Below are 23513 nucleotides of genomic sequence, written 5' to 3'. Positions count from 1 at the left end.
AAATCGGTGAATTGAATTGCTATTTTTTCTATATCATTTTTTTTGAATGAGAACCGGCTGATATATTCAGTTGGTTAGAGAAAAATGATCATATATTCTGCCTCATATGAGATTTTTCTTACTTTCATGATATTGAAGCAATTGCGAAGGTTAATACGTTTATTAACTTTAATTAAATTAATGTAAGATTTTGTCAGTTATTATTGGCCAGGCCATACAATATAAATAATATCGATCGCGGCAATCAGTAACCACAGGGCAATATAAAGTATCAAATGCTCACGCACGTTATTAATTAAGTAATGGAACAGACGCCGCATGATGACCTCGTTATTAAGATGTTCAGCGACCTTAATTCACGGTCGCTGAAGAATTATCACGCAAAGCGTGTGAGAGAGAAGGGGGTCAAATCAAACTCCGTGCGGTTACCCGCCGCAAAGGCAGTGGCGATTTCGCCGAGCACGGGGGCGAATTTAAACCCATGGCCGCTCAGTCCTGTGATGATCAGCGTATCGGGGTGATCCGCCAGGGTATCGATAATAAAATCCTCATCCGGCGAGTTATCGTAGGTGCAAGAAGCCCCGTATAAACAACCACCGATGCCGGGCAGAAACTGGCGCAGGAACGCGAAGCATTCGGAGCCATCGCCAGCTTCATCACCAAAGGCTGTTCGCTGTTGCGGTTCAGAGATGAGCTGCCCGCCATTGTGGCGACCGATCTTCAGCGCATTATCGTCTGCCGGAAACCCGTAATACTGATCGCCATTGGCCATTTCGCCGGTAAATGCCGGGAAGCGATTTTTGGTGCTGTACCGTCCGTCTGCCTGGAACCAGGCGAAAACTTTCCGCACCGGCTGTATCGGCAGGGTGGGAAGCAACTGTTGAACCCAGGTCCCTGCGCTGACCAACACTTTCTTGCCGTGGAATGTTCCTTCCGGCGTGTCAATTGCGACGCCGTCGTCCGTATGATGCAGCGCTGTCACCGGGCAATTGAATAACTGTGCGCAACCGGCTTTTTGGGCAAGGTCGATCCAGGTTTTCACCGCCAGTTCGCAGTGCAGTACGCCGGAGTCAGCTTCAAACAGCCCGATATAGTCGTCCGGCACGCGGATCTCTGGCCAGCGCGCCATCAGAGACGGTGCGTCTAGCTTTTCTACCGCCAGGTTCCACTGTAAAGCACTCTGCGCGACATTGGCGAGGAAGCTGGAGTCCGCCGGGCCAATATTGATCACGCCAGTACGTTCGAATACGGTTTCGCCGCTTTCCGCCGCCAACTGATCCCAGAGTTGTTGGGCGCGCAAGACTAGCGGCACATATTTCTCACCCTCACCGTAAGCATGGCGAATTAAGCGCGTATCACCGTGATGGCTACCTTCCTTGTGCGGCGGCAAATGTGCATCGGTCATCAGCACATTAAGCCCGGCACGGGTGGCGTAATAGCCCGCCGCTGCGCCAACAGAACCGCTGCCGATAATAATCAGATCGTATTTCATGATGTTCTCCAGGTGAATGCTTTTTTCAGGAGGGTAAATAACATGGCGGTGTTATACAAGGGCGGAAATAAATAAGGCACCCGATGGGTGCCTGTTGAGTGGCTGAGAGGCATTATTTCTAATGTCTGCGGTACTCATCTTCCTGGTAATCGCCTGATTCAATCTTGGCAATGCCCGCTTCAAGGATCGAAATAAACTGGCGGGCGACATCCGTCGTTAGCCACAACGTCTGACCGACTTCGGTCTCTTCCTGTGTGGCTCTGTTTGGGGTCTGGTAGTGCAACCGGAGCATCAGGGCATCATAGCTATCCACTGTGCTGATGTCCCATCCGACCAGCGGATGGGTCTGGATGACTTCATTATTCTTTACCATCATAACCCCCATTTTGGCGTGTTTAATTAGACGACGACTTTCGAGGTTCAATGCGTGTTTTTTTTGAAGCCCTTTCAGTATACCAACAACTGGCAGGATAGATCGAATGAATAAACACTCTGCAACATCTTTTTTACGCTGATTGCGTTTTTTTGAATAACAGAGCGAGATCTTAATCACTCATTTTATTACTTGCCGACAACGTCATTAAACGCTTAGCAAAGAAACAAAAAAGCCGGGGCGACCCGGCAATAAGAACAAACTTAAAGAGAAATTATTCGGTGATAAACCAATCGTCAGCGCTTTCCCAGGTTTCCTGTAAAATTTCACTTATGCGATCTTTATCTTCTTTTGCACCACCGAGCACGGACAAATTGTTGGCGGCGGCATAGCGAACCGTGATTTTGTTTTCACGATCGGGGTAATAATTATTCAAACGACGGGATAATTCACCCGCCAGCGCATCAATGGCGCCCGGCGGTAAGGATGTGGTTTTGGCAATCGTCACTTCAATGCGCATAATAGCCCCCTGCGTTATTTACTGTATATTTATACAGTTAACTTATGCTTATTACAACAGGGGGCGTAAAATTTTTAACGCTTCACGTTCCAGCGTACCGTTTCTCCGGCAAGGAACGGTACCAGTGCATCGTCCGGCAGGGTAATGGTCTCTGGCACAACATGCTCTTCGCGCACCAGTTCGATAAAGGTTTCGTTGACCGGCAGACCGTAGAAACGCGGGCCATTCAGCGACGTAAACGCTTCCAGATGCGGCAATGCATTCATCTCTTCAAACACTGTTGCATAGTTGCCCAACGCAGTCGGCGCATTGAAACAACCCGCGCAGCCACAGCTGGCTTCTTTGCGATGACGGGCATGCGGCGCGGAGTCGGTGCCCAGAAATGCGCGTTCAAACCCGCTGGCGACCAGCTCGCGCAAAGCCTGTTGGTGGACATTACGTTTGAGAACAGGCAGGCAATAGAGATGTGGGCGTATGCCGCCAACCAACATATGGTTACGGTTAAACATTAAATGTTGAGGGGTGATCGTTGCTGCCAGCCGTTCGTTGCCCTCTCGGACATAATCCGCGGCGTCTTTAGTGGTGATGTGCTCGAACACCACTTTCAGGCCTGGCAGGCGTTTACGCAGTGGCTCCATCACGGTTTCAATAAAGCGCGCTTCGCGATCGAAAATGTCGATCTCCGCATGTGTCACTTCACCGTGCACTAACAGCGGCATCCCCAGTTTTTCCATGCGTTCCAGTACTGGCATGATCGCATCAATATGGGTAACGCCATGGCTGGAGTTCGTGGTGGCATTTGCCGGATAGAGTTTTGCCGCCGTGAAGACATTGTCGTTAAAACCGCGCTCGACTTCGTCGGCATCCAGGCTATCGGTCAGATAGCAGGTCATTAACGGCGTGAAATCGTGCCCGGCGGGGACGGCATCAAGAATACGCTGACGATAAGCACGGGCTGCGTCCACGGTGGTCACAGGGGGAACCAGATTGGGCATAACAATGGCGCGGGCGTAAGTTTCGCTGGTCCACGGCACGACGGTTTTCAGCATATCGCCATCACGTAAGTGGACGTGCCAGTCGTCAGGACGGCGGATTTTCAAAACCTGGGGTTGTGTCATTGGAATGCTCCGGCTGGTGAGGATCAGTTGTTTTTGCCGGGCACTAAGGATATGCGGAAACGTTTTCGTTTGCATCTTTTTCCTGAAAAAAAGGGCGCATTCGCGCCCTCAGAATCAGAATTCAGTCGGTGAAGGGGATGATAATCTCGCCCGGTTTCACCTCGATGCCTTTGGCGAATTTCTTCGCCAGCGCTTCGCCTTTGCTGTTGTCTTCTTTTAGCACATAGGCCGGGCGCTGATTAAAATAGCTGCGCAAAGACTGATTCAGGTAAGGCAACAGCGTCTGCAGAACGGTTTGCATCTTCTCTGGCGTGACTGTCGCATCGACCACTTCCATCTCCTGCAGGTAGATCGCGCCTTTCTCTTTATCAAATACCGGCAGCGCTTTCATTTTCAACTTGATCACCGCTTTTTGGTTGCCAAAGAGGGAGGTCATGTCCAGATTCGCATCGCCGGTAAGCGTCACTTTATTCGGCTCTTCGCGACCAATTCCGCTGGCCAGATTGTTCAGCACAATGTGTGCATCCGCGACACCCGGCACGCCGATATCTTTGGCGAAATCGTTACGTTTTTGCAGTGCCTGATTGATCTCCTGTTCGCTGATGGAATATTGGGTCAGTTGGTTACAGCCCACCAGCACGCCGCTCAACATTAATGCAGCGGCAAAAATGATTTTCTTCATGTGTTCCTCAACGTGGTCCTGATGCTTCAGTCCTGGGGAGTAGCATGCGTCACACGCCGCGCAAAGACCAGCGGAAAAAGCTGAATGCACGGGCGGAAGCGGGCGCTTCCGCCTGCAGAATCATCAGGCGCCCGGTTCCAGCATCCGTTGTTGCAGGCGTTTAAGACCAAACTGCCACAGCAGTGCGAAGAAGGTGATAAGGCCTATCAATGCCAGCATCATCCACGGGAGTTCCGGTTGATTAAAGGCTTTTCCGGCATCAAACAACCATCCGCCGCCTGCATAACCCAGCGCGCCGCCAAACGCCAGCCCTAAGCGACTGAAGCCCATATAACTTCCGCGCGCGCGGGCATCTGCCAGTTGCGCACCCAACGTTTCACGCGCGGGTTCGGCAATGATCGACCCGATATAGAACGTGCAAATGAGCGTGAACAATTGTTGCAACGAGCCCACCATCCCCACCGGCAGCAGACTAAACGACATCACCAACAGTCCGAACATCAGGCGGTGTTCCAGGCGAAAGCGTTTCTCGCTCCAGCGGGCAATCGGATAGAGCAGAGTCAACGACAGACAGGCCTCAATGGCATACATCCATTTCACCGCCGCCGGCGAACCGGCAATGTCGTTAACCATAATCGGCAGCATTAACATCACCTGTACCGCCAGCATGTAGTAGCCGGTCAACGTCAGTACATAGGTGACAAAGCGTTTGTCACGAAGTACGCGGCCAAGTCCTTCGCGCACTGGTGCTTTAACGGTCGACAATTTCCACGCGGGCAGTAGCCAGGCGTTAAACGCGGCGCAAAGAACAAACATTAACGCGCCCACGGCGCAGACGAGACGAAAATCGTATTGCAACAGCCAGCTGCCGAGCAGTGCGCCGACAACCGCACCGGCACTATCCTGCATCATCAGCAGAGAGAAAAAACGGCTGCGCTGGTTAGGGCGCACCAGTTTGACCACCAGCGCAGAACGCGGCGGATCGAACAGTGTGCCGCCAAGCCCGGAGAGCAGACAGGAGAGCCACAACACCCAGGGTTCATGCGCAACGCCCATGGCAATAAAACCGCCCGCGCGCATCAGCATGCCGGTGACAATCAACGGTTTTGCACCAAAACGGTCGGCAATCGCGCCGCCGAAAATCCCCAGCCCTTGTTGAATAAACTGACGCAAACCGAGGGCAATACCGACCATTAAAGCGGCCCAGCCCAGCTGATCGACGAAGCGAATGGAAATCAGGGGGAAAACGACAAAAAAGCCAAGGACGACCAACATATTATCGACAAGCAGGAAGTATTTACCCAGGCTCCTTGCCTGCGATATGCGCGCCATTTCCCCTCCGGGAAATCAGAAAGATAAGACAATCTTATTTTGCGGTTTCGCTACGGCTTTTCCCATATTGATGGTGACAATATTTTTTTATCAAAATCAGTCTTTGATTGAGAGTTTTCATCGAAAATGGCGCTTGACGCAGAAAATGCCATGTTGCTGTTTTCCCAGAGCGGCTATGCAAATGTATAGTAAAGGGAAGGGGTTAAAAAAGTTGTGAAATGGAAGGAGTGGTAATGCATGTTTGGCTATCGCAGTAACGTGCCGAAAGTACGCTTAGTAACGGACAGATTGGTGGTGCGCCTTGTCCACGACCGCGACGCCTGGCGCCTGGCGGATTATTACGCTGAAAATCGCCAGTTTTTAAAACCCTGGGAGCCCGTGCGCGATGAAAGCCATTGTTACCCTTCCGGCTGGCAGGCTCGCCTCGGCATGATCAATGAATTCCACAAGCAAGGCACCGCGTTCTATTTCGCGTTGCTCGATCCGGAAGAGAAAGAAATTATTGGCGTGGCGAATTTTTCTAATGTGGTTCGCGGCTCATTCCATGCCTGTTATCTGGGCTACTCCATTGGGCAAAAGTGGCAAGGACAAGGGTTAATGTTTGAGGCCCTGACCACTGCGATCCGCTATATGCAACGTACGCAACATATGCACCGCATAATGGCAAACTACATGCCGCACAATAAACGCAGCGGTGATCTACTGGCGAGACTCGGTTTTGAAAAAGAGGGCTACGCCAAATCGTATCTGTTAATCGACGGGCAATGGCGCGATCACGTATTAACAGCATTAACCGCGCAGGAATGGACCCCGGGTCGTTAAGGAGCAAAGATGAAGTATCAATTGAGCGCCGTGGAAGCACGGGTCATTGGTTGCCTGCTGGAAAAACAGGTGACGACGCCCGAACAATATCCGCTTTCTATTAACGGGGTGGTCACGGCCTGTAACCAGAAAACCAACCGCGAACCGGTGATGAATCTCGGCGAACACGACGTTCAGGACGTACTCGATGCGCTGGTAAAACGTCATTATCTGCGTACTGTCAGCGGTTTTGGCAATCGGGTGACAAAATATGAGCAACGCTTCTGCAACTCTGAATTTGGCGATCTGAAACTGACTTCCGCCGAAGTGGCGCTGATCACCACACTGCTGCTGCGCGGGCCGCAAACCCCTGGTGAGTTGCGCGGACGTGCAGAACGTATGCATCAATTTAGCGACATGGCGGAAGTGGAGAGTACGCTCGAGCATCTTGCGACACGGGAAGATGGTCCGTTTGTTGTGCGCCTGCCCCGTGAGCCGGGTAAGCGTGAAAGTCGTTTTATGCATCTGTTCAGCGGCGAGGTGCCGACGCTGGCTGGCGTCGTTGAAGCAGAAAGCCCGGCTGCGGACTCACTGTTGGCGCGCGTTGAAGCATTGGAAGATGAAGTCGCTGAGTTGAAACAGCGTCTGGATTCGCTTCTCGCACATTTGGGGGATTAACCGTGGCGACATTACGTATTGGTGTTGTGGGCCTGGGCGGTATCGCGCAAAAAGCCTGGTTGCCGGTGTTAGGGGCGGCGACAGACTGGACACTGGCGGCAGCCTGGTCACCCACCCGGGAGAAAGCCGAACGCATATGTGCAACCTGGCGTATCCCTTATGTGGATTCGCTCGCCAGCCTGGCGGCGCAGTGTGACGCCGTTTTTGTTCATACTGCCACCTCGTCACATTACGCCGTGGTCAGCGAGTTGCTCAATCTTGGCGTACATGTGTGTGTGGATAAGCCGCTGGCGGAAAATTTACAGGATGCGGAACGATTGGTTGAACTGGCCGCCCGGAAGAAGCTAACGCTGATGGTGGGCTTTAACCGTCGCTTTTCGCCGTTGTACCGGGATCTGAAGCAGCACATGCCGCAGGCCGCTTCGCTGCGTATGGATAAACACCGTAGCGACAGCGTTGGGCCGCACGATTTACGTTTCACCTTACTTGATGATTATCTGCATGTGGTGGATACCGCGCTGTGGCTGGCCGGGGGCGCTGCGCAATTGAATAGCGGTACGCTGCTGACCAATGATGACGGCGCCATGGTTTATGCTGAGCACCATTTCAGCGTTGAACATCTGCAAATCACCACCAGTATGCATCGCCGGGCAGGGAGCCAGCGCGAGTGGGTTCAGGCCGTTACCGATGGCGGACTGTTTGATATTACGGATATGCGCGAGTGGCGCGAAGAGCGCGGGCAGGGCGTGATTGCCCGCCCGGTTCCCGGCTGGCAGAGTACGCTGGAGCAGCGTGGCTTTGCCGGATGCGCGCGTCATTTTATTGAATGTGTGCAAAATCAGACAGTTCCCGAAACAGCCGGTGAACAGGCTATTCTGGCGCAACGTATCGTTGAAAAGCTCTGGCGCGAGGCGATGAGCGAATAACTGCCTGTAACATCTGGCGATAGTAATTCGCCTTTTTCCCTGTAGACTAAGCGCTTCGCTGTACACCAACGCCTGCATTGCAGGCGTTGTGTCTTATGGAAACCAGAATGAATCTATTAAAATCGCTGGCGGCTGTCAGCTCCATGACCATGTTTTCCCGCGTGCTGGGGTTCGCGCGCGACGCCATTGTGGCGCGGGTTTTCGGCGCGGGCATGGCGACCGATGCTTTCTTTGTGGCATTCAAATTGCCCAACCTTTTACGCCGTATCTTTGCTGAAGGGGCGTTTTCCCAGGCTTTTGTGCCGATCCTTGCGGAATACAAGAGCAAACAGGGGGATGATGCAACGCGGGTTTTTGTTGCTTACGTGTCCGGTCTGTTGACGCTGGCGCTGGCCGTTGTCACCGTCGCCGGGATGCTGGCGGCGCCGTGGGTGATCCTCGTGACCGCTCCCGGGTTTGCTGATACGGCCGATAAATTCGCATTAACCTCGCAACTGTTGCGTATTACCTTTCCTTATATTCTGTTGATATCGCTGGCATCGCTGGCCGGCGCGATCCTCAATACCTGGAACCGTTTTTCCGTTCCGGCGTTTGCACCGACGTTTTTGAACATCAGCATGATTGGTTTTGCGCTGTTTGGCGCACCGTATTTCCACCCACCGGTGTTGGCGCTGGCGTGGGCGGTGACCGCTGGCGGCGTGCTGCAACTGCTTTACCAACTGCCGCACCTGAAGAAAATCGGCATGTTGGTGCTGCCGCGCATCAGCTTCCAGGATGCGGGGGCGATGCGGGTCATTAAGCAGATGGGACCGGCCATTCTTGGGGTCTCCGTTAGCCAGATTTCGCTGATCATCAATACCATCTTCGCCTCTTTTCTGGTTTCTGGTTCCGTCTCATGGATGTATTACGCCGACCGTTTAATGGAATTTCCATCCGGGGTGCTGGGTGTGGCGTTGGGGACAATTCTGCTGCCTTCGCTATCGAAAAGCTTTGCCAGCGGCAACCATGATGAGTATTGCCGGTTGATGGATTGGGGGTTGCGGCTCTGCTTTCTGCTGGCGCTGCCCAGTGCGGTGGCGTTGGGGATTCTGGCGAAGCCGCTCACGGTGTCGCTGTTCCAGTACGGTAAATTTACCGCCTTCGATGCGTCGATGACGCAACGGGCGTTAATTGCCTACTCTGTGGGACTGATGGGGCTGATTGTGGTGAAGGTTCTGGCGCCCGGGTTCTATTCGCGTCAGAACATAAAAACGCCAGTGAAAATCGCTATCGTAACGCTGATCATGACGCAACTGATGAACCTGGCCTTTATCGGTCCGCTAAAACATGCCGGTCTCTCTTTGTCGATCGGCCTGGCGGCCTGTCTGAATGCCGTGCTGCTTTACTGGCAACTGCGCAAACAGAATATTTTTACCCCGCAACCGGGGTGGTCGAGTTTTCTGATCCGTCTGGTGATTGCGGTACTGGTGATGTCGGCTGCGCTGGTAGGCATGCTTTACGTTATGCCGGAATGGGCGCAAGGCACCATGCCTTATCGTCTGCTGCGTCTGATGGCGGTTGTGCTGGTGGGAATTGTCGCTTACTTCGCGACGCTTGCGGCATTGGGCTTCAAAGTTAAAGAGTTCGCACGCCGGACGGCGTAAACAGAAAGGCAGCCAGGGGACGGATCCCCTGGCTAAAAATCAGAATATGAACGGTCTGAACAGATCTAGATAGAGATTTTCTTTCCACCACGGTTGGCGGTAGAGGTATAACCATTCGCGCCGTAAAGCCCGGGTTCCTGATGCGGTTTCAGAACGTCCAGCGCTTGTTGATTGCGCGCGATTTGCCCTTCCAGCAACCATCCGTTGTGCTGGTTCAGGTCACGCAGATGCTGCGTCTTTTGGGTAATGGTTTGCCAGCGATCGGCGATATCGTCATTTGCGCTATGTTGCGCTTTCTGCGTCGCCCGGCGTTGTTGCTCAAGGTAGTCCAGAGTTGCGAGCAAGGAGCTTTTTTCTTCCGTAATACGCTGCAACGCGCTGCCATTAATATGGCCCACGGAAAGCTGTTTTTGCTCAGCATCCATCACGTCTTTAAGAGCGCTCAGGATAACTGTCATTTGATCGAGAATGTCTGACAGTCGGTTCATACTGTTATTTACTCTGCAAGTAACTCTTCGCTTCGTCAATCAGGGCATCGGCGATTTTGCCAGTGTCCATCTTCAGTTCACCATTACGGATCGCGGTTTTCAGTTGCTCAACGCGTTCTGTGTTGATGTCATTCGCCCCCGCCTGCATCAGCTTAGCCTGAGCGCCGCTGATGGTGACGTTGGTGCTGTTCGTCGTCGCGGATTTCTCCAGACGCGTTTTTTGCGTTTGGGTCTCGCTGGCTTCACGCTGTTGCACAGTGTTTACCGGCTTGAGGGGCGATGTGCGATCAATGCTCATTGTGTAGTCCTCACTGAGGTTCCCCGGCGTTTGGGGCCTGCTATCTGTAGTCGTTGCTTATATATCGGCAGCCGACGCAAATTCTTTAAAAAGATTATAGGTTAATCAGAATATTCCCATCAGCGTTCACAACCCCGCTGACAATCTGGCCTGAAGACATGCGCACACGGGCGTTTTGCGCCACCGATGCGTTGTTCAGAGCAAGACCTTCGCCGTTCACACTAAAGCCATCACCCGTCGCCACAACCTGTACACGCTGGCCCGCTTTTATACGCCATGTCTGGCGCAGCATAGACAGTTGAATCGGTTGGTCGGGTGCGAGATCGCGCAAACTTACCGCATCCTGCGCCTGGGTGATATCCAGCATCGTTCTCGGCGGTAACTGATCGAGACGGCCGCGCGCTAATTTCACGCTGCCCGGCTGTAACGTGCTGCCGCGCGCGACTGCCTGGGCGGCCACAACATAGTTACCCGTCGCCTGAACGCTCACTTGCAAATAGCGCTTTGCGCCTGCGCAATTCGCCAGAACACTCAGGTTACCCCACAGTTTAGCATTTCCGATGACGCTCAGCTCGGGCTGGTCGCAGGTGGGAAGCTGATTTTGCGGGGTGCGTATATTTACCACTACCTCATCACTAAATCCAGCAAGACGTTGAGCAAAGAAAGCGGTCAGTTTCGCCTGTAAGTCGGACGCCTGCGTTAGCGGGCTTAATAACAGTAAGGCCGCGGCCACACAGCCCTTCAGAGTGTTCATCGCAGACTCCTGCCTGTTGATGGAATGAGGAGATTTTAACCGCATGGCAAATCTATCAACGCAATAAATAGCGACGCATTTTGCGCTTATTCCAACGATAAGGCTTGCGTAAGGAGATTTAAGCTGTTGGCTAAATAATTGTCATCAGTGGGGGAGCCATGCTCGATAAACTTGATGCCGCACTGCGTTTTCAGCAAGAAGCGCTGAACCTGAGCGCCCAGCGCCAGGAAATTCTGTCGGCAAACATTGCCAACGCCGATACCCCGGGGTTTCAGGCGCGCGATATTGATTTCGCCAGTGAACTGAAAAAAGTCATGGAGCGCGGTCGTGCTGAAGAGAGCGGTGTTTCGTTGGCGCTGACCTCTTCCCGTCATATTCCTGCGCAGGCAATGACCCCGCCGTCCACCGATCTGCTGTACCGCATCCCGGATCAGCCCTCTCTGGATGGCAACACCGTGGATATGGATCGTGAGCGTACGCAGTTCGCTGACAACAGCGTGAAATACCAGACCGGCTTAACGGTATTGGGTGGGCAGATCAAAAGCATGATGAGTGTTCTGCAAGGGGGGAATTGATAGATGGCATTACTGAATATTTTTGATGTTGCTGGCTCCGCGCTGGCGGCGCAGTCCAAACGTATGAACGTGGCGGCCAGTAACCTTGCCAACGCCGACAGCGTTACCGGGCCGGACGGTCAACCTTATCGCGCCAAACAGGTCGTTTTCCAGGTTGATGCCGCACCAGGTCAGGCGACCGGCGGTGTGAAAGTCGCCGATGTTATTGAAAGTCAGGCGCCAGACAAACTGGTCTACCAGCCGGGTAACCCGCTGGCGGACGCTAATGGTTACGTCAAAATGCCGAACGTTGATGTGGTCGGGGAAATGGTAAACACCATGTCTGCTTCACGCAGCTATCAGGCAAACGTTGAAGTACTTAACACGGTTAAGAGCATGATGCTCAAGACCCTGACCCTCGGCCAGTAAAGGAGACGCACAGCATGTCTATCGCTGTAAAAGTTAATGACCCGACCAACTCCGGTGCTACAACCAGTACGACGGGTACAACCACAACCGGTACTAACAGCGCTTCCGACCTGCAGAGCAGCTTTCTGACATTGCTGGTCGCGCAGTTGAAAAACCAGGATCCGACCAACCCGCTGCAAAACAACGAACTGACCACGCAACTTGCGCAGATCAGCACCGTCAGCGGGATTGAAAAACTGAATACCACGCTGGGATCAATTTCCGGGCAGATCGATAACAGCCAGTCGCTGCAGGCAACCACCTTGATCGGCCATGGTGTGATGATCCCAGGGCAGACCATTCTGGTGGGTAACCAAACCTCTACGCCGTTTGGCGTGGAGCTGACTCAGGCCGCCGATAAAGTGACCGCCACCGTGACCAACTCAGACGGCACCGTGGTGCGCACCATTGATATCGGCGCGCTGAAAGCGGGCGTCCATACCTTTAGCTGGGACGGCAAACTTTCGGATGGCACGGCGGCGCCGGATGGCTCTTATAAAGTCTCCATCGCCGCCAGCACGGGTTCAACGCAGTTGGTTGCTCAACCGCTGCAGTTTGCGCTGGTGCAAGGTGTTACGCGCAATAGCAGCGGGAGCACATTAGATTTGGGTACCTATGGTACTACCACCCTCGACGAAGTACGGCAGATTATTTAAAGCCTTAACACTTATCAGGAGTAAGTCATGGCCTTTTCACAAGCGGTCAGCGGCCTGAATGCTGCGGCCACCAACCTCGATGTCATTGGTAACAACATCGCCAACTCCGCCACTTATGGCTTTAAATCCGGATCTGCGTCCTTCGCTGATATGTTCGCCGGTTCTAAAGTGGGTCTCGGTGTTAAAGTGGCGGGCATTACCCAGGACTTTAGCGATGGCACCACCACCAACACCGGTCGTGGTCTTGACGTTGCACTAAGCGGAAACGGTTTCTTCCGTCTGGTCGACAGCAATGGTTCTGTGTATTACAGCCGTAACGGCCAGTTCAAACTGGACGAAGACCGCAATCTGGTGAACATGCAGGGTATGCAGGTCACGGGCTACCCGGCTACCGGTACGCCGCCGACAGTACAGACCGGCGCGAACCCGACGGCTATCACCATCCCGAACACGCTGATGGCGGCGAAAACCACCACCACGGCAACGATGCAGATCAACCTGAACTCGACGGACAGCACGCCAAGCGTGACCACGTTCGACCCGACTAATGCCGACAGCTACAACAAAAAAGGTTCCGTCACTGTTTATGACAGTCAGGGTAACGCCCACGACATGAACGTCTATTTTGTGAAGAGTTCAACGGCGAACACCTGGAGCGTTTATACCCAGGACAGCAGCGTGAGCGGCAGTGCAGCAACGCTTGCGACCACCATGACCTTCAATACTAACGGCGTGCTGACGGGCGGTACTTCTGCCTCCATCACTACCGGCACCATCAACGGCGCAACCCCGGCAACCTTCTCGCTGAGTTTCCTGAACTCCATGCAGCAGAACACCGGTTCTAACAACATCGTTGCTACCACGCAGAACGGTTACAAACCGGGCGACCTGGTGAGCTACCAGATTAACGACGATGGCACCGTTGTTGGTAACTACTCCAACGAGCAGAAACAGCTGCTTGGACAGATCGTACTGGCGAACTTCGCCAACTCTGAAGGTCTGCAATCTGAAGGTGACAACGTTTGGTCTGCAACCTCTTCCTCGGGTGTTGCGCTGTTAGGCACAGCAGGTACCGGTAACTTCGGTTCGTTGACCAACGGTGCGCTTGAAGCATCAAACGTGGATCTGAGTAAAGAACTGGTGAACATGATCGTCGCGCAGCGTAACTATCAGTCGAACGCGCAGACCATCAAAACCCAGGATCAGATCCTTAACACGCTGGTTAACCTGCGTTAATCGTCTGACGGGATGGCTTAATGGATCACGCAATATACACCGCGATGGGCGCCGCCAGCCAAACGCTGAATCAGCAGGCTGTCACCGCCAGCAACCTTGCGAATGCTTCAACGCCGGGATTCCGCGCGCAGCTTAATGCGCTGCGTGCCGTGCCGGTCGAAGGGCTTTCGCTGCCAACCCGTACTCTGGTGGTGGCATCCACCCCGGGCGCCGATATGACGCCCGGCCAGTTGGATTACACCTCGCGCCCGCTTGATGTGGCGTTACAGCAGGACGGTTGGCTGGCAGTACAGACGGCGAATGGTTCGGAAGGATATACCCGTAACGGTAATATCCAGGTCGGCCCGACCGGTCAGTTGACCATTCAGGGTCACCCGGTGATTGGTGAAGCGGGTCCGATTTCTGTACCGGAAGGCTCGCAGATCACGATTGCCGCCGACGGTACGATTTCTGCGCTCAATCCCGGCGATTCGGCGAATACCATTGCACCGGTAGGCAAGCTGAAGCTGGTTAAGGCGGAAGGCAAAGACGTGGTGCGTGGCGATGACGGCCTGTTCCGTGTGAGCCAGGCTGCGCAGGCCACGCGTGGCACGACGCTGCAAGCCGATGCCTCTATCCGTGTGATGTCGGGCGTACTCGAAGGCAGCAACGTTAAACCCGTTGAAGCAATGACCGACATGATTGCCAGCGCACGTCGCTTCGAAATGCAGATGAAGGTGATCGGCAGCGTTGATGAAAACGCGCAACGCGCCAATCAGTTGCTGTCACTGGGCTAATAAACAGGATTACCTATGATCAGTTCATTATGGATCGCGAAAACCGGCCTTGACGCCCAGCAAACCAATATGGACGTTATCGCCAACAACCTGGCGAACGTCAGTACTAACGGTTTTAAGCGTCAGCGTGCGGTATTTGAAGACTTGTTGTACCAAACCATGCGTCAGCCTGGTGCGCAGTCTTCTGAACAAACGACACTGCCTTCTGGCTTGCAGATCGGTACCGGTGTTCGTCCCGTTGCAACCGAGCGCCTGCATAGTCAGGGTGGCTTGTCACAGACTAACAACACCAAAGATGTCGCCATTAAAGGGCAGGGCTTCTTTGAAGTGCTGCTGCCGGATGGCACCTCCGCGTATACGCGCGACGGCTCCTTCCAGGTTGATCAAAATGGTCAGTTAGTGACGGCGGGTGGTTTTCAGGTGCAGCCTGCGATCACTATCCCTGCCAACACCCTGAGCATCACCATTGGTCGCGACGGCGTGGTCAGTGTGACGCAGCAGGGCGCGACAGCGCCGGTGCAGGTTGGCCAGTTAAACCTCACCACCTTTATGAATGACACCGGTCTGGAAAGCATCGGTGAGAACCTGTACACCGAGACTCAGTCGTCCGGGGCGCCAAACTCCACGACGCCGGGTCTTAATGGCGCAGGTTTGCTGTACCAGGGGTATGTGGAAACCTCAAACGTAAACGTTGCCGAAGAACTGGTGAATATGATCCAGGTTCAACGCGCTTACGAAATTAACAGTAAAGCAGTATCGACGACCGATCAGATGCTGCAAAAACTGACGCAACTCTAAGGCGTTATCCGGTGCGGTAGTTGCTGCCGCACCGGAACCCTGATTTCGAAGATGAATGCAATGCAAAAATACGCCGCGCGCCGCTACCCGATTATGGCTTTACTGGCAGTGACTCTGACCGGATGTGCCTGGGTTCCTTCAAAACCTTTGGTAGAAGGAGCGACTTCCGCTCAACCGATCCCGGGTCCGGTGCCTTTAGTGAATGGCTCGATTTATCAGACCGCGCAGCCAATAAACTATGGCTATCAACCCCTGTTTGAAGACCGCCGTCCGCGTAATGTGGGCGATATGCTGACGATTACGTTGCAAGAAAACGTGAGCGCCAGTAAGAGTTCGTCGGCTAATGCCAGCCGTGATGGCAAATCCAGTTTTGGTATCGATACGACGCCTCGCTACCTTGAAGGCCTTTTTGGCAACGCACGAGCTGACCTGAGCACCTCCGGCAGCAACACCTTTGAAGGTAAAGGCGGCGCGAATGCCAGCAACACATTTAGCGGCACGTTGACCGTCACGGTCGACCAGGTGCTGATCAATGGCAATTTACATGTTGTGGGTGAAAAACAGATCGCCATTAACCAGGGCACTGAATTCATCCGCTTCTCGGGTGTTGTGAACCCACGCACCATCAGCGGCAGCAACACGGTTCAGTCCACTCAGGTGGCTGATGCGCGCATCGAATATGTCGGCAATGGCTACATTAACGAAGCGCAGACGATGGGCTGGCTGCAGCGTTTCTTCCTTAACTTATCGCCGATGTAACCGGGGTGAATTATGTTTAGATATCTGGCTGGAATCGCGTTGGTGCTGGTGGCGACTGTCGCCCAGGCCGATCGCATCCGGGACCTCACCAGCGTACAGGGCGTACGAGAAAACTCCTTAATTGGCTACGGTCTTGTTGTGGGGCTTGATGGCACGGGCGACCAGACCACCCAGACGCCATTTACCACGCAGACATTAAATAACATGTTGTCGCAGATGGGGATCACCGTTCCCACCGGCACCAACATGCAGTTGAAAAACGTGGCGGCGGTCATGGTTACCGCACAATTCCCGGCCTTTGCCCGCCAGGGACAGACTATCGATGTGGTGGTCTCTTCCATGGGTAACGCAAAAAGCCTGCGCGGCGGTACGCTGCTGATGACCCCGTTGAAAGGGGTGGACAGCCAGGTGTATGCGTTGGCGCAGGGCAACATTCTTGTGGGTGGCGCAGGTGCCTCTGCGGGTGGTAGTAGTGTGCAGGTTAACCAGTTGAACGGCGGTCGCATTACCGGCGGGGCGGTGATTGAACGCGAACTGCCGACGCAGTTTGGTGCAGGTAACACCATCAACCTGCAACTGAACCAGGAAGACTTCACCATGGCGCAGCAGATTGCCGATACCATTAACCGCAGCCGTGGTTATGGTAGCGCGACTGCGCTGGATGCACGCACCGTGCAGATCCGCACGTCCAGCGGCAGCACTTCGCAGGTTCGTATGCTGGCTGATATCCAGAATATGGAAGTGGGCACCACACAGCAGGACGCGAAAGTGATCATCAACTCCCGTACCGGCTCCGTGGTGATGAACCGCGAAGTGGCGCTGGATAACTGTGCGGTTGCGCAGGGCAACCTCTCCGTGACGGTGAATCAGCAAGCTAACGTTAGCCAGCCGAATACGCCGTTTGGCGGCGGTCAAACCGTTGTCACGCCGCAAACGCAAATCGATTTGCGTCAGAGCGGTGGGTCGCTGCAAAGCGTGCGCTCCAGCGCCAACCTGAACAGTGTGGTGCGTGCGCTGAACGCGTTAGGCGCGTCGCCAATGGAATTGATGTCGATCCTGCAGTCCATGCAAAGCGCAGGTTGCCTGCGAGCGAAACTGGAGATCATCTAATGTTGACTGACAGCCGGTTGATGAGTAGCGCGGCCTGGGACGCGCAATCGCTGAATGAACTGAAATCGAAAGCCGGACAGGATCCGAAGGCCAACCTGCGACCGGTAGCGCGCCAGGTGGAAGGGATGTTTGTGCAAATGATGCTGAAAAGCATGCGTGAAGCCCTGCCCAAAGACGGTATTTTCAGTAGCGATTCAACACGGCTGTACACCAGCATGTATGACCAACAAATTGCCCAGCAGATGACCGCCGGCAAAGGTCTGGGGCTGGCGGATATGATGGTGAAACAGATGACCGGCGATCAGTCGCCGGTCGATCCCGCCGATCAGATGCAACAGGTGCCGATGAAATTCCCTCTGGAAACGGTGACCAGTTATCAGAACCAGGCGCTGACGCAATTAGTTCGTAAAGCCATGCCAAAAGCGCCTGATGACAGTGATGAACCGTTGACGGGCGACAGCAAAGACTTCCTTGCCCAGCTTTCACTTCCGGCGCGTCTGGCCAGCCAGCAGAGTGGCGTTCCGCACCACTTGATCCTCGCGCAGGCCGCTCTCGAATCCGGTTGGGGTCAGCGGCAGATCCCGCGTGAGAACGGTGAGCCAAGCTTTAATATTTTCGGTGTGAAAGCGACACCGAACTGGAAAGGGCCAACCACCGAGATCACCACCACGGAATATGAAAATGGCGAGGCAGTGAAAGTCAAAGCGAAATTCCGTGTGTACAGCTCGTATCTTGAAGCGTTGTCTGACTATGTAGGCATGTTGACGCGCAATAAACGCTATGCGGCGGTCACGAATGCAGCGACGGCGGAACAGGGCGCACAAGCGTTGCAAAACGCGGGTTATGCGACCGATCCCAACTACGCCCGTAAGCTGACGAGTATGATCCAACAGCTTAAGTCTATGGGTGAAAAAGTCAGCAAAGCCTATAACAGCGACATCGAAAATCTGTTCTGAAATATCTCAAGTTTCGCTCTGGGTTGCCGATAATCGTCAACAGGACTCATGTCTGAAAGTGTATAAGGAACCTCCATGTCCAGTTTGATTAATAGCGCCATGAGTGGGCTCGCTGCAGCCCAGGCAGCGCTTAATACCTCTAGCAACAACATCGCCAGCTATAACGTGGCTGGATATACCCGTCAGACGACGGTGCTTTCATCGGCGAACAGTACACTGGGTGCTGGCGGATGGGTTGGCAATGGTGTGTATGTCTCTGGTGTTCAGCGTGAGTATGATGCCTTTATTACCAACCAGCTGCGTGCTGCGCAAAACCAGAGCAGCGGACTGACGACGCGCTATGAGCAGATGTCAAAAATTGATGATGTGCTCTCCGGCACCACCAATACGCTTTCGACCAGTCTGCAAGGCTTTTTCTCCAGTCTGCAAACGCTGGTGAGCAACGCCGAGGATCCGGCAGCCCGCCAGGCTTTGCTGGGCAAAGGCGATGCGCTGGTTAACCAGTTTAAGGTCGCCGACCAGTATCTGCGCGACCAGGATAAACAGATTAACCTGTCTATCAGCTCAAGCGTTGACCAAATCAACAACTACACCAAACAGATCGCCTCGCTTAACGATCAGATTTCCCGTCTGACCGGTGTTGGTGCGGGTGCATCGCCGAATGATTTGCTCGATCAGCGTGATCAGTTGGTCAGTGAACTGAATAAGGTTGTCGGCGTAGAAGTTAGCGTGCAGGACGGTAACACCTATAACCTGACGATGGCTAACGGATACACTCTGGTGCAGGGCAGTAACTCTCGCCAACTGGCGGCAGTGGCTTCCAGCGCTGATGCATCCCGTACCACGGTTGCCTATGTTGACAATACCGCCGGGAATGTTGAGATTCCGGAAAAACTGATTACTACCGGTTCGCTGGGCGGTCTGTTGGCCTTCCGCTCACAGGATCTGGATCAGACTCGTAACACACTGGGGCAACTGGCATTGTCATTTGCTGATGCGTTTAACCAACAGCACACTCAGGGTTACGACTCCGACGGAGTACAGGGCACCAACTTCTTTACCATTGGTGCGCCGTCTGCCTTAAGCAATACCAAAAACACCGGCACCGCCGCATTGACGCCAACCGTCAGCGACAGCACGGCCGTTCAGGCGACGGACTACAAAGTGGTTTACGATGGCAGCAACTGGAATGTGACGCGTCTGTCCAACAATACCTCGTTCACCGTCACGCCGGACTCGACCGATGGTTCGTTGAATTTTGACGGTCTTAAAGTCAGCGTGAGTGGCACTGCCGCGGCGAACGACAGCTTTACTGTTAAGCCGGTGAGCAACGCGATTGTGAATATGAGCGTGGCAATTTCCGACGAGTCGAAAATTGCGATGGCGTCTGTTTCCGGTGACGGTGCGAGCGATAACCGCAATGGGCAGGCGTTACTGGATCTGCAAAGCGCCAAGAAAGTCGGCGGTAATAAAACCTTTAACGATGCCTATGCCACGCTGGTGAGCGATGTGGGTAACAAAACCTCGACGCTGAAAACCAGCAGTACGACGCAGACTAACGTGGTAACGCAACTGAGCAACCAGCAACAGTCGATCTCCGGGGTTAACCTCGATGAAGAGTACGGCAACCTGCAACGTTATCAGCAATATTATCTGGCAAACGCGCAGGTTCTTCAGACCGCAAGCACGCTCTTTAATGCGCTGCTGGAAATACGCTAAGTAAGGGGTGAGCAATGCGTATCAGTACTCAAATGATGTACGAACAAAATATGCGCGGAGTAACCAACGCGCAGAGTAAGTGGCTGGCGTACGGTGAGCAAATGTCCACCGGTCAGCGCGTTAACCGCCCGTCTGATGATCCGATTGCCGCCTCGCAGGCTGTGGTGATCTCTCAGGCGCAGGCGCAGAACACGCAGTATGCCACCGCACGTACGTTCGCCACGCAGAAAGTGTCGCTGGAAGAGAGCGTGCTGCAACAGGTGACCACGGCAATCCAGGGCGCGCAAAGCACTATCGTGAAAGCGGGCAGCGGCTCGCTGAGCGACGATGACCGCGCTTCTCTGGCGACAGAATTGCAGGGCTATCGCGATCAGTTGCTGAACCTCGCTAACAGCACTGACGGTAACGGTCGTTATATTTTCGCGGGCTACAAGACGGAGTCTGCTCCGTATGATTCGGCAACGGCGACCTACAGCGGAGGTACGCAAGCAATCAGCCAGCAAGTGGATGCGTCTCGCACCATGGTGATTGCACATACCGGCGATCAGGTCTTTAACCATATCAGCAGCAACGCCACGCCAGAGCCGACCGATCCGTCAACGGGTTTGCCGGGTACGTCCGAAACGGACCTGTTCAAAATGCTGGATACGGCGGTTGCCGCGCTGAAAACCCCGGTCGCGGGTGATGAAACGGCGAAAGCGGCAGCACAAGCAGTCGTGGATAAAACCAGTCGCGGTCTCGGTAACTCCCTGAACAACGTCTCTACCGTACGCGCTGAGCTCGGTACGCAGTTGAACGAACTGGAAAGCCTTGATTCGCTGGGCGACGACCGTGCGCTGGGTCTGAAGCAACAGTCGAGTGATTTGATCGATGTAGACTGGAACGAAGTGATTTCGTCTTACACCATGCAACAGGCTGCATTGCAGGCGTCTTACAAGGCGTTTAGTGATATGCAGGGGATGTCGCTGTTCCAGCTCAATAAGTAACGTTTTCATTTTGGGCATGTCTGGAAACTGGGGCATGTTCGCTATGCCCGCTCCATCACCCCGGAGCGGGCTTTTTTTTCGTTTATGCTTTTTGTTCAGTTTGCTGCATCTGGCGGGCATCGATGAGGCGGATAGCCAGTGCGATGAGCCCGGACAGCGTTGCCAACACGACCACACCCTGCCATGAGGCGACGGAGTAGAGTTTGCTGCCCAGTGCAGAACCTGCCGCCATGCCAATAAACACGCCAGTAAACAGCAGCGCATTCAGCCTACCACGCGCTTGCGGCTCGAGACCGTAAACCAGGTTCTGGTGAGCAACCAGGCTGGATTGCAGACCCAGATCAAAACCGACGGCAGACAACGCAATCAGGATCAGTTGGCCGTGCGGGGGCAGAACGGGCAGCAGGAACATCAGGGCAAAAGAAACCGTCACCAGACCCGCACCCAATTGTGTCACTTTCTCTGCGCCCACTTTGTCTGCAAGTCCGCCAGCCAGCGGTGCGGCCAGTGCGCCAGCCGCACCTGCGATACCGAAAGTACCGGCGACAGCGCTACCTAGTTGATATTTTTCCAGCAGCATCAGCGCAAGGGTTGACCAGAACGCGCTAAAAGCGACAGAAAGAAATCCCTGCGCCATGGCTGCACGACGCAGTGATGGATAGCGTTGCCACAGGTGCGCCATGGATTTCATCAGCGCCGGGTAACTCAGCGTTGAGTGCGTGGCGAAACGCGGCAACACGGACCACATCAGGATACCAATCAGCGCAATGCTAACGGCTGCCATCTGGTACATCACGCGCCAGCCAAATGCCGCGCCAACAAAACCACTGACGGTTCTGGAAAGCAGGATACCGAGCAGCAGACCCGTCATTACCGTACCAACCATTTTCCCCTGTTTCCCCGCAGGTGCGAGGATCGCGGCAGCAGGAACGATATCTTGCGCCATGGTGGCCGCCATGCCTAACAGCAGGCTGACAATCAGCAGAGAGGGAAGGTGGCTGGTCAGACTGCATGCCAGCAATAACAGCGCCAGTGCCGTGCTTTTGAACAGGATCAGACGGCGGCGATCATGGCGGTCGCCCAGCGGCAGCAGAAACAGGATCCCCAGTGCGTAACCTGCCTGGGTCAGCGTGGGGACCAGCCCCATACCGTTGATTGTAAGATGCAGGTCGCTGCCCATCAGCGGTAACAGCGGCTGCGAATAGTAGATTGCCGCAACGCTGAATCCTGCGCCGAGCGCGAGGGCGAAAATGACCCAGCCAACAGCATCTGTCGAAAGAGAATGACGGTTCATATGATGGTTCCCCAGAAACGGTGTGTTTTAACCTGTGCGTAGCTAAGCTACGGTGTGGGCACATTTTTGCTTATCCCCGTATAGCGCGGTAGTCAGCGGAGTGGTAAAACGGTTATACGCATAACGTATAAAAGTGATTGTTATGAAACGGCAAGAGCGTATAGATAGAGTGGATCTGATGCGGACGTTTATCCGTATCGTCGAGGCGGGATCGCTGTCGGCAGCAGCGCGCCAGCTGGACACCACACAAGCGACAGTGAGCCGACGTTTGCAGTCGCTGGAAAGCCTGCTTGGCGTAAAACTGCTGCTGCGCACCACCCATGCGATGAAGCTCACGGATGATGGAGAACGCTGCTATCAGCATGCGAAACGCGTGACGGACGCATGGGTCGCACTGGAGGATGAACTGAGTCAGTCGGACGATGAACCGGTGGGAATATTACGGGTACGTGCACCGCATGCGTTTGGTCAGGAACAATTGCTGGGGCCGTTAACGCAATTCCTGGAACGCCATCCACAGCTATCGGTAGAGTGGATGCTTAACGATAAAACGGTGGATTTCCTCAGTGCAAATATCGATTGCGCCATTCGCGTCGGGGCAGAAGTTGACCCGGCGACCGTGTCGGTGTTGCTGGCAGAAGTGCCTCGCAGTCTGGTGGCGGCGCCCGCAGTGCTTGCGCGTTTTCCCGCAATAGAAACGCCACAACAGCTCTCCGCATTGCCGTGGATAGCGCTGAATACTTTTTACCAGCACGAAATCCATCTTACACATCAGCTCAACGGCGAGACGGAGCAGGTGGCGATTTCGCCCCGGCTTTATACAGACAGTCTGTATGCGGCGCGTAACACCGCCATTGCAGGGCTGGGGGTGGCGGTGATCTCCAGTTGGGCGGTGGAAGAAGAAATTCGTGCCGGGAAGCTGGTGGCGCTGTTGCCAGAGTGGCAGGCAGCACCGTTGCCGGTGCATCTGGTTTATCCGTGGGCACGTTATTATCCCGCACGGTTACGCAAGTTTCTGCAACTGATGCGGGAAGTGATGCCGGGGCTGGGGGGTATGCGCCAGCCAGCGCATCGGGCATAAAAAAAGCCGACCCGG

27 protein-coding genes are annotated in these 23513 nt (G+C 54.3%); 16 read left to right on the top strand and 11 right to left on the bottom strand.

What is annotated here, in order from left to right; translation table 11 throughout:
• Positions 1 to 200: 200 nt before the first annotated feature.
• The 7 genes from ACQ3G7_RS23020 to mdtH form a co-directional block, all read right to left on the bottom strand.
• On the bottom strand, positions 201 to 320 hold the full coding sequence (locus tag ACQ3G7_RS23020; RefSeq protein ID WP_430892418.1) for a YceO family protein: 120 nt from the start codon (positions 318 to 320) through the stop codon (positions 201 to 203).
• 56 nt (positions 321 to 376) lie between these two features.
• Positions 377 to 1492, bottom strand: a complete 1116-nt coding sequence (gene solA, locus ACQ3G7_RS23015) for an N-methyl-L-tryptophan oxidase (RefSeq protein WP_430892416.1) — start codon at positions 1490 to 1492, stop codon at positions 377 to 379.
• Positions 1493 to 1610: 118 nt separating this feature from the next.
• A complete protein-coding gene (bssS, locus tag ACQ3G7_RS23010; RefSeq protein WP_263100924.1) occupies positions 1611 to 1865 on the bottom strand; it encodes a biofilm formation regulator BssS in 255 nt (84 codons plus the stop codon).
• Positions 1866 to 2139: 274 nt separating this feature from the next.
• Positions 2140 to 2385: a DNA damage-inducible protein I gene (dinI, locus tag ACQ3G7_RS23005; protein ID WP_061494833.1), complete on the bottom strand. Its 246-nt coding sequence runs from the start codon at positions 2383 to 2385 to the stop codon at positions 2140 to 2142.
• A gap of 74 nt (positions 2386 to 2459) precedes the next feature.
• Positions 2460 to 3503: a dihydroorotase gene (gene pyrC / locus ACQ3G7_RS23000; protein WP_430892414.1), complete on the bottom strand. Its 1044-nt coding sequence runs from the start codon at positions 3501 to 3503 to the stop codon at positions 2460 to 2462.
• A 121-nt stretch (positions 3504 to 3624) separates the two neighbouring features.
• Positions 3625 to 4185, bottom strand: a complete 561-nt coding sequence (locus tag ACQ3G7_RS22995; protein ID WP_263097162.1) for a lipoprotein — start codon at positions 4183 to 4185, stop codon at positions 3625 to 3627.
• Positions 4186 to 4308: 123 nt separating this feature from the next.
• Complete coding sequence (mdtH, locus tag ACQ3G7_RS22990) at positions 4309 to 5517, bottom strand: multidrug efflux MFS transporter MdtH (protein ID WP_263097161.1); 1209 nt, start codon at positions 5515 to 5517, stop codon at positions 4309 to 4311.
• A gap of 237 nt (positions 5518 to 5754) precedes the next feature.
• Between mdtH and rimJ the strand changes: the two genes are divergently transcribed.
• The 4 genes from rimJ to murJ all read left to right on the top strand — a co-directional run bounded on the left by rimJ (position 5755) and on the right by murJ (position 9565).
• Entirely contained in the window at positions 5755 to 6339 is a 585-nt protein-coding gene (gene rimJ, locus ACQ3G7_RS22985; RefSeq protein WP_263097160.1) for a ribosomal protein S5-alanine N-acetyltransferase, read from the top strand.
• Positions 6340 to 6348: 9 nt separating this feature from the next.
• On the top strand, positions 6349 to 6996 hold the full coding sequence (locus tag ACQ3G7_RS22980) for a YceH family protein (RefSeq protein WP_430892412.1): 648 nt from the start codon (positions 6349 to 6351) through the stop codon (positions 6994 to 6996).
• A 2-nt stretch (positions 6997 to 6998) separates the two neighbouring features.
• The gene (locus tag ACQ3G7_RS22975; RefSeq protein ID WP_430892410.1) at positions 6999 to 7922 is read left to right on the top strand and encodes a Gfo/Idh/MocA family protein; all 924 of its coding nucleotides are present in this window, start codon (positions 6999 to 7001) and stop codon (positions 7920 to 7922) included.
• Positions 7923 to 8029: 107 nt separating this feature from the next.
• Positions 8030 to 9565, top strand: a complete 1536-nt coding sequence (murJ, locus tag ACQ3G7_RS22970; protein ID WP_430892408.1) for a murein biosynthesis integral membrane protein MurJ — start codon at positions 8030 to 8032, stop codon at positions 9563 to 9565.
• A gap of 65 nt (positions 9566 to 9630) precedes the next feature.
• On the opposite strand, the gene flgN is transcribed toward murJ, so the two are convergent.
• The 3 genes from flgN to flgA form a co-directional block, all read right to left on the bottom strand.
• Positions 9631 to 10053 carry a flagella biosynthesis chaperone FlgN gene (gene flgN, locus ACQ3G7_RS22965; protein WP_263097155.1) on the bottom strand — a complete coding sequence of 141 codons (423 nt, stop codon included), beginning with the start codon at positions 10051 to 10053 and terminating at the stop codon, positions 9631 to 9633.
• Positions 10054 to 10057: 4 nt separating this feature from the next.
• Entirely contained in the window at positions 10058 to 10351 is a 294-nt protein-coding gene (flgM, locus tag ACQ3G7_RS22960; RefSeq protein ID WP_430892406.1) for a flagellar biosynthesis anti-sigma factor FlgM, read from the bottom strand.
• Between the two features lie 94 nt (positions 10352 to 10445).
• Entirely contained in the window at positions 10446 to 11105 is a 660-nt protein-coding gene (flgA, locus tag ACQ3G7_RS22955) for a flagellar basal body P-ring formation chaperone FlgA (RefSeq protein WP_263097151.1), read from the bottom strand.
• Positions 11106 to 11263: 158 nt separating this feature from the next.
• On the opposite strand from flgA, the gene flgB reads away from it, so the two are divergent.
• The 11 genes from flgB (at position 11264) to flgL (ending at position 21123) form a co-directional block, all read left to right on the top strand.
• A complete protein-coding gene (gene flgB / locus ACQ3G7_RS22950; RefSeq protein ID WP_263097150.1) occupies positions 11264 to 11680 on the top strand; it encodes a flagellar basal body rod protein FlgB in 417 nt (138 codons plus the stop codon).
• A gap of 3 nt (positions 11681 to 11683) precedes the next feature.
• A complete protein-coding gene (gene flgC / locus ACQ3G7_RS22945) occupies positions 11684 to 12088 on the top strand; it encodes a flagellar basal body rod protein FlgC (RefSeq protein WP_061494844.1) in 405 nt (134 codons plus the stop codon).
• Positions 12089 to 12102: 14 nt separating this feature from the next.
• Positions 12103 to 12783 (top strand): flagellar hook assembly protein FlgD, encoded by a 681-nt coding sequence (flgD, locus tag ACQ3G7_RS22940; RefSeq protein WP_263097149.1) that lies wholly within the window; start codon positions 12103 to 12105, stop codon positions 12781 to 12783.
• 27 nt (positions 12784 to 12810) lie between these two features.
• A complete protein-coding gene (gene flgE, locus ACQ3G7_RS22935; protein WP_430892402.1) occupies positions 12811 to 14019 on the top strand; it encodes a flagellar hook protein FlgE in 1209 nt (402 codons plus the stop codon).
• Positions 14020 to 14039: 20 nt separating this feature from the next.
• Positions 14040 to 14795 (top strand): flagellar basal body rod protein FlgF, encoded by a 756-nt coding sequence (locus ACQ3G7_RS22930; RefSeq protein ID WP_263097146.1) that lies wholly within the window; start codon positions 14040 to 14042, stop codon positions 14793 to 14795.
• 15 nt (positions 14796 to 14810) lie between these two features.
• Positions 14811 to 15593, top strand: a complete 783-nt coding sequence (gene flgG / locus ACQ3G7_RS22925) for a flagellar basal-body rod protein FlgG (protein WP_088236535.1) — start codon at positions 14811 to 14813, stop codon at positions 15591 to 15593.
• Positions 15594 to 15653: 60 nt separating this feature from the next.
• Positions 15654 to 16352 carry a flagellar basal body L-ring protein FlgH gene (locus tag ACQ3G7_RS22920; RefSeq protein WP_263097145.1) on the top strand — a complete coding sequence of 233 codons (699 nt, stop codon included), beginning with the start codon at positions 15654 to 15656 and terminating at the stop codon, positions 16350 to 16352.
• Positions 16353 to 16364: 12 nt separating this feature from the next.
• On the top strand, positions 16365 to 17462 hold the full coding sequence (locus tag ACQ3G7_RS22915; RefSeq protein ID WP_263097144.1) for a flagellar basal body P-ring protein FlgI: 1098 nt from the start codon (positions 16365 to 16367) through the stop codon (positions 17460 to 17462).
• Positions 17462 to 18418: a flagellar assembly peptidoglycan hydrolase FlgJ gene (gene flgJ, locus ACQ3G7_RS22910; RefSeq protein ID WP_430892399.1), complete on the top strand. Its 957-nt coding sequence runs from the start codon at positions 17462 to 17464 to the stop codon at positions 18416 to 18418. The genes ACQ3G7_RS22915 and flgJ overlap by 1 nt, the downstream gene beginning before the upstream one ends.
• Positions 18419 to 18493: 75 nt before the next feature.
• Positions 18494 to 20137 carry a flagellar hook-associated protein FlgK gene (flgK, locus tag ACQ3G7_RS22905; RefSeq protein WP_430892397.1) on the top strand — a complete coding sequence of 548 codons (1644 nt, stop codon included), beginning with the start codon at positions 18494 to 18496 and terminating at the stop codon, positions 20135 to 20137.
• 14 nt (positions 20138 to 20151) lie between these two features.
• The gene (flgL, locus tag ACQ3G7_RS22900) at positions 20152 to 21123 is read left to right on the top strand and encodes a flagellar hook-associated protein FlgL (protein ID WP_263097140.1); all 972 of its coding nucleotides are present in this window, start codon (positions 20152 to 20154) and stop codon (positions 21121 to 21123) included.
• An 82-nt stretch (positions 21124 to 21205) separates the two neighbouring features.
• On the opposite strand, the gene ACQ3G7_RS22895 is transcribed toward flgL, so the two are convergent.
• Positions 21206 to 22417, bottom strand: coding sequence for an MFS transporter (locus tag ACQ3G7_RS22895; protein ID WP_430892394.1), 1212 nt, complete (start codon positions 22415 to 22417; stop codon positions 21206 to 21208).
• A 142-nt stretch (positions 22418 to 22559) separates the two neighbouring features.
• Here ACQ3G7_RS22895 and ACQ3G7_RS22890 point away from each other — a divergent pair, with 142 nt between their 5' ends.
• On the top strand, positions 22560 to 23498 hold the full coding sequence (locus tag ACQ3G7_RS22890) for a LysR family transcriptional regulator (RefSeq protein ID WP_430892392.1): 939 nt from the start codon (positions 22560 to 22562) through the stop codon (positions 23496 to 23498).
• The last annotated feature ends 15 nt before the right edge of the window (positions 23499 to 23513 follow it).

This window comes from Kosakonia sp. N21, from assembly GCF_050587465.1.
Classification (GTDB): domain Bacteria; phylum Pseudomonadota; class Gammaproteobacteria; order Enterobacterales; family Enterobacteriaceae.
This window is presented reverse-complemented; position numbering and strand designations above follow the sequence as displayed.

Excerpts from the sequence above, each read along its gene's own strand:
- ACQ3G7_RS23020 (WP_430892418.1), bottom strand. The coding sequence starts at position 320 with ATGCGGCGTCTGTTCCATTACTTAATTAATAACGTGCGTGAGCATTTG.
- solA (WP_430892416.1), bottom strand. The coding sequence starts at position 1,492 with ATGAAATACGATCTGATTATTATCGGCAGCGGTTCTGTTGGCGCAGCG.
- bssS (WP_263100924.1), bottom strand. The coding sequence starts at position 1,865 with ATGGTAAAGAATAATGAAGTCATCCAGACCCATCCGCTGGTCGGATGG.
- dinI (WP_061494833.1), bottom strand. The coding sequence starts at position 2,385 with ATGCGCATTGAAGTGACGATTGCCAAAACCACATCCTTACCGCCGGGC.
- pyrC (WP_430892414.1), bottom strand. The coding sequence starts at position 3,503 with ATGACACAACCCCAGGTTTTGAAAATCCGCCGTCCTGACGACTGGCAC.
- ACQ3G7_RS22995 (WP_263097162.1), bottom strand. The coding sequence starts at position 4,185 with ATGAAGAAAATCATTTTTGCCGCTGCATTAATGTTGAGCGGCGTGCTG.
- mdtH (WP_263097161.1), bottom strand. The coding sequence starts at position 5,517 with ATGGCGCGCATATCGCAGGCAAGGAGCCTGGGTAAATACTTCCTGCTT.
- rimJ (WP_263097160.1), top strand. The coding sequence starts at position 5,755 with ATGTTTGGCTATCGCAGTAACGTGCCGAAAGTACGCTTAGTAACGGAC.
- ACQ3G7_RS22980 (WP_430892412.1), top strand. The coding sequence starts at position 6,349 with ATGAAGTATCAATTGAGCGCCGTGGAAGCACGGGTCATTGGTTGCCTG.
- murJ (WP_430892408.1), top strand. The coding sequence starts at position 8,030 with ATGAATCTATTAAAATCGCTGGCGGCTGTCAGCTCCATGACCATGTTT.
- flgN (WP_263097155.1), bottom strand. The coding sequence starts at position 10,053 with ATGAACCGACTGTCAGACATTCTCGATCAAATGACAGTTATCCTGAGC.
- flgM (WP_430892406.1), bottom strand. The coding sequence starts at position 10,351 with ATGAGCATTGATCGCACATCGCCCCTCAAGCCGGTAAACACTGTGCAA.
- flgA (WP_263097151.1), bottom strand. The coding sequence starts at position 11,105 with ATGAACACTCTGAAGGGCTGTGTGGCCGCGGCCTTACTGTTATTAAGC.
- flgB (WP_263097150.1), top strand. The coding sequence starts at position 11,264 with ATGCTCGATAAACTTGATGCCGCACTGCGTTTTCAGCAAGAAGCGCTG.
- flgC (WP_061494844.1), top strand. The coding sequence starts at position 11,684 with ATGGCATTACTGAATATTTTTGATGTTGCTGGCTCCGCGCTGGCGGCG.
- flgD (WP_263097149.1), top strand. The coding sequence starts at position 12,103 with ATGTCTATCGCTGTAAAAGTTAATGACCCGACCAACTCCGGTGCTACA.
- flgE (WP_430892402.1), top strand. The coding sequence starts at position 12,811 with ATGGCCTTTTCACAAGCGGTCAGCGGCCTGAATGCTGCGGCCACCAAC.
- ACQ3G7_RS22930 (WP_263097146.1), top strand. The coding sequence starts at position 14,040 with ATGGATCACGCAATATACACCGCGATGGGCGCCGCCAGCCAAACGCTG.
- flgG (WP_088236535.1), top strand. The coding sequence starts at position 14,811 with ATGATCAGTTCATTATGGATCGCGAAAACCGGCCTTGACGCCCAGCAA.
- ACQ3G7_RS22920 (WP_263097145.1), top strand. The coding sequence starts at position 15,654 with ATGCAAAAATACGCCGCGCGCCGCTACCCGATTATGGCTTTACTGGCA.
- ACQ3G7_RS22915 (WP_263097144.1), top strand. The coding sequence starts at position 16,365 with ATGTTTAGATATCTGGCTGGAATCGCGTTGGTGCTGGTGGCGACTGTC.
- flgJ (WP_430892399.1), top strand. The coding sequence starts at position 17,462 with ATGTTGACTGACAGCCGGTTGATGAGTAGCGCGGCCTGGGACGCGCAA.
- flgK (WP_430892397.1), top strand. The coding sequence starts at position 18,494 with ATGTCCAGTTTGATTAATAGCGCCATGAGTGGGCTCGCTGCAGCCCAG.
- flgL (WP_263097140.1), top strand. The coding sequence starts at position 20,152 with ATGCGTATCAGTACTCAAATGATGTACGAACAAAATATGCGCGGAGTA.
- ACQ3G7_RS22895 (WP_430892394.1), bottom strand. The coding sequence starts at position 22,417 with ATGAACCGTCATTCTCTTTCGACAGATGCTGTTGGCTGGGTCATTTTC.
- ACQ3G7_RS22890 (WP_430892392.1), top strand. The coding sequence starts at position 22,560 with ATGAAACGGCAAGAGCGTATAGATAGAGTGGATCTGATGCGGACGTTT.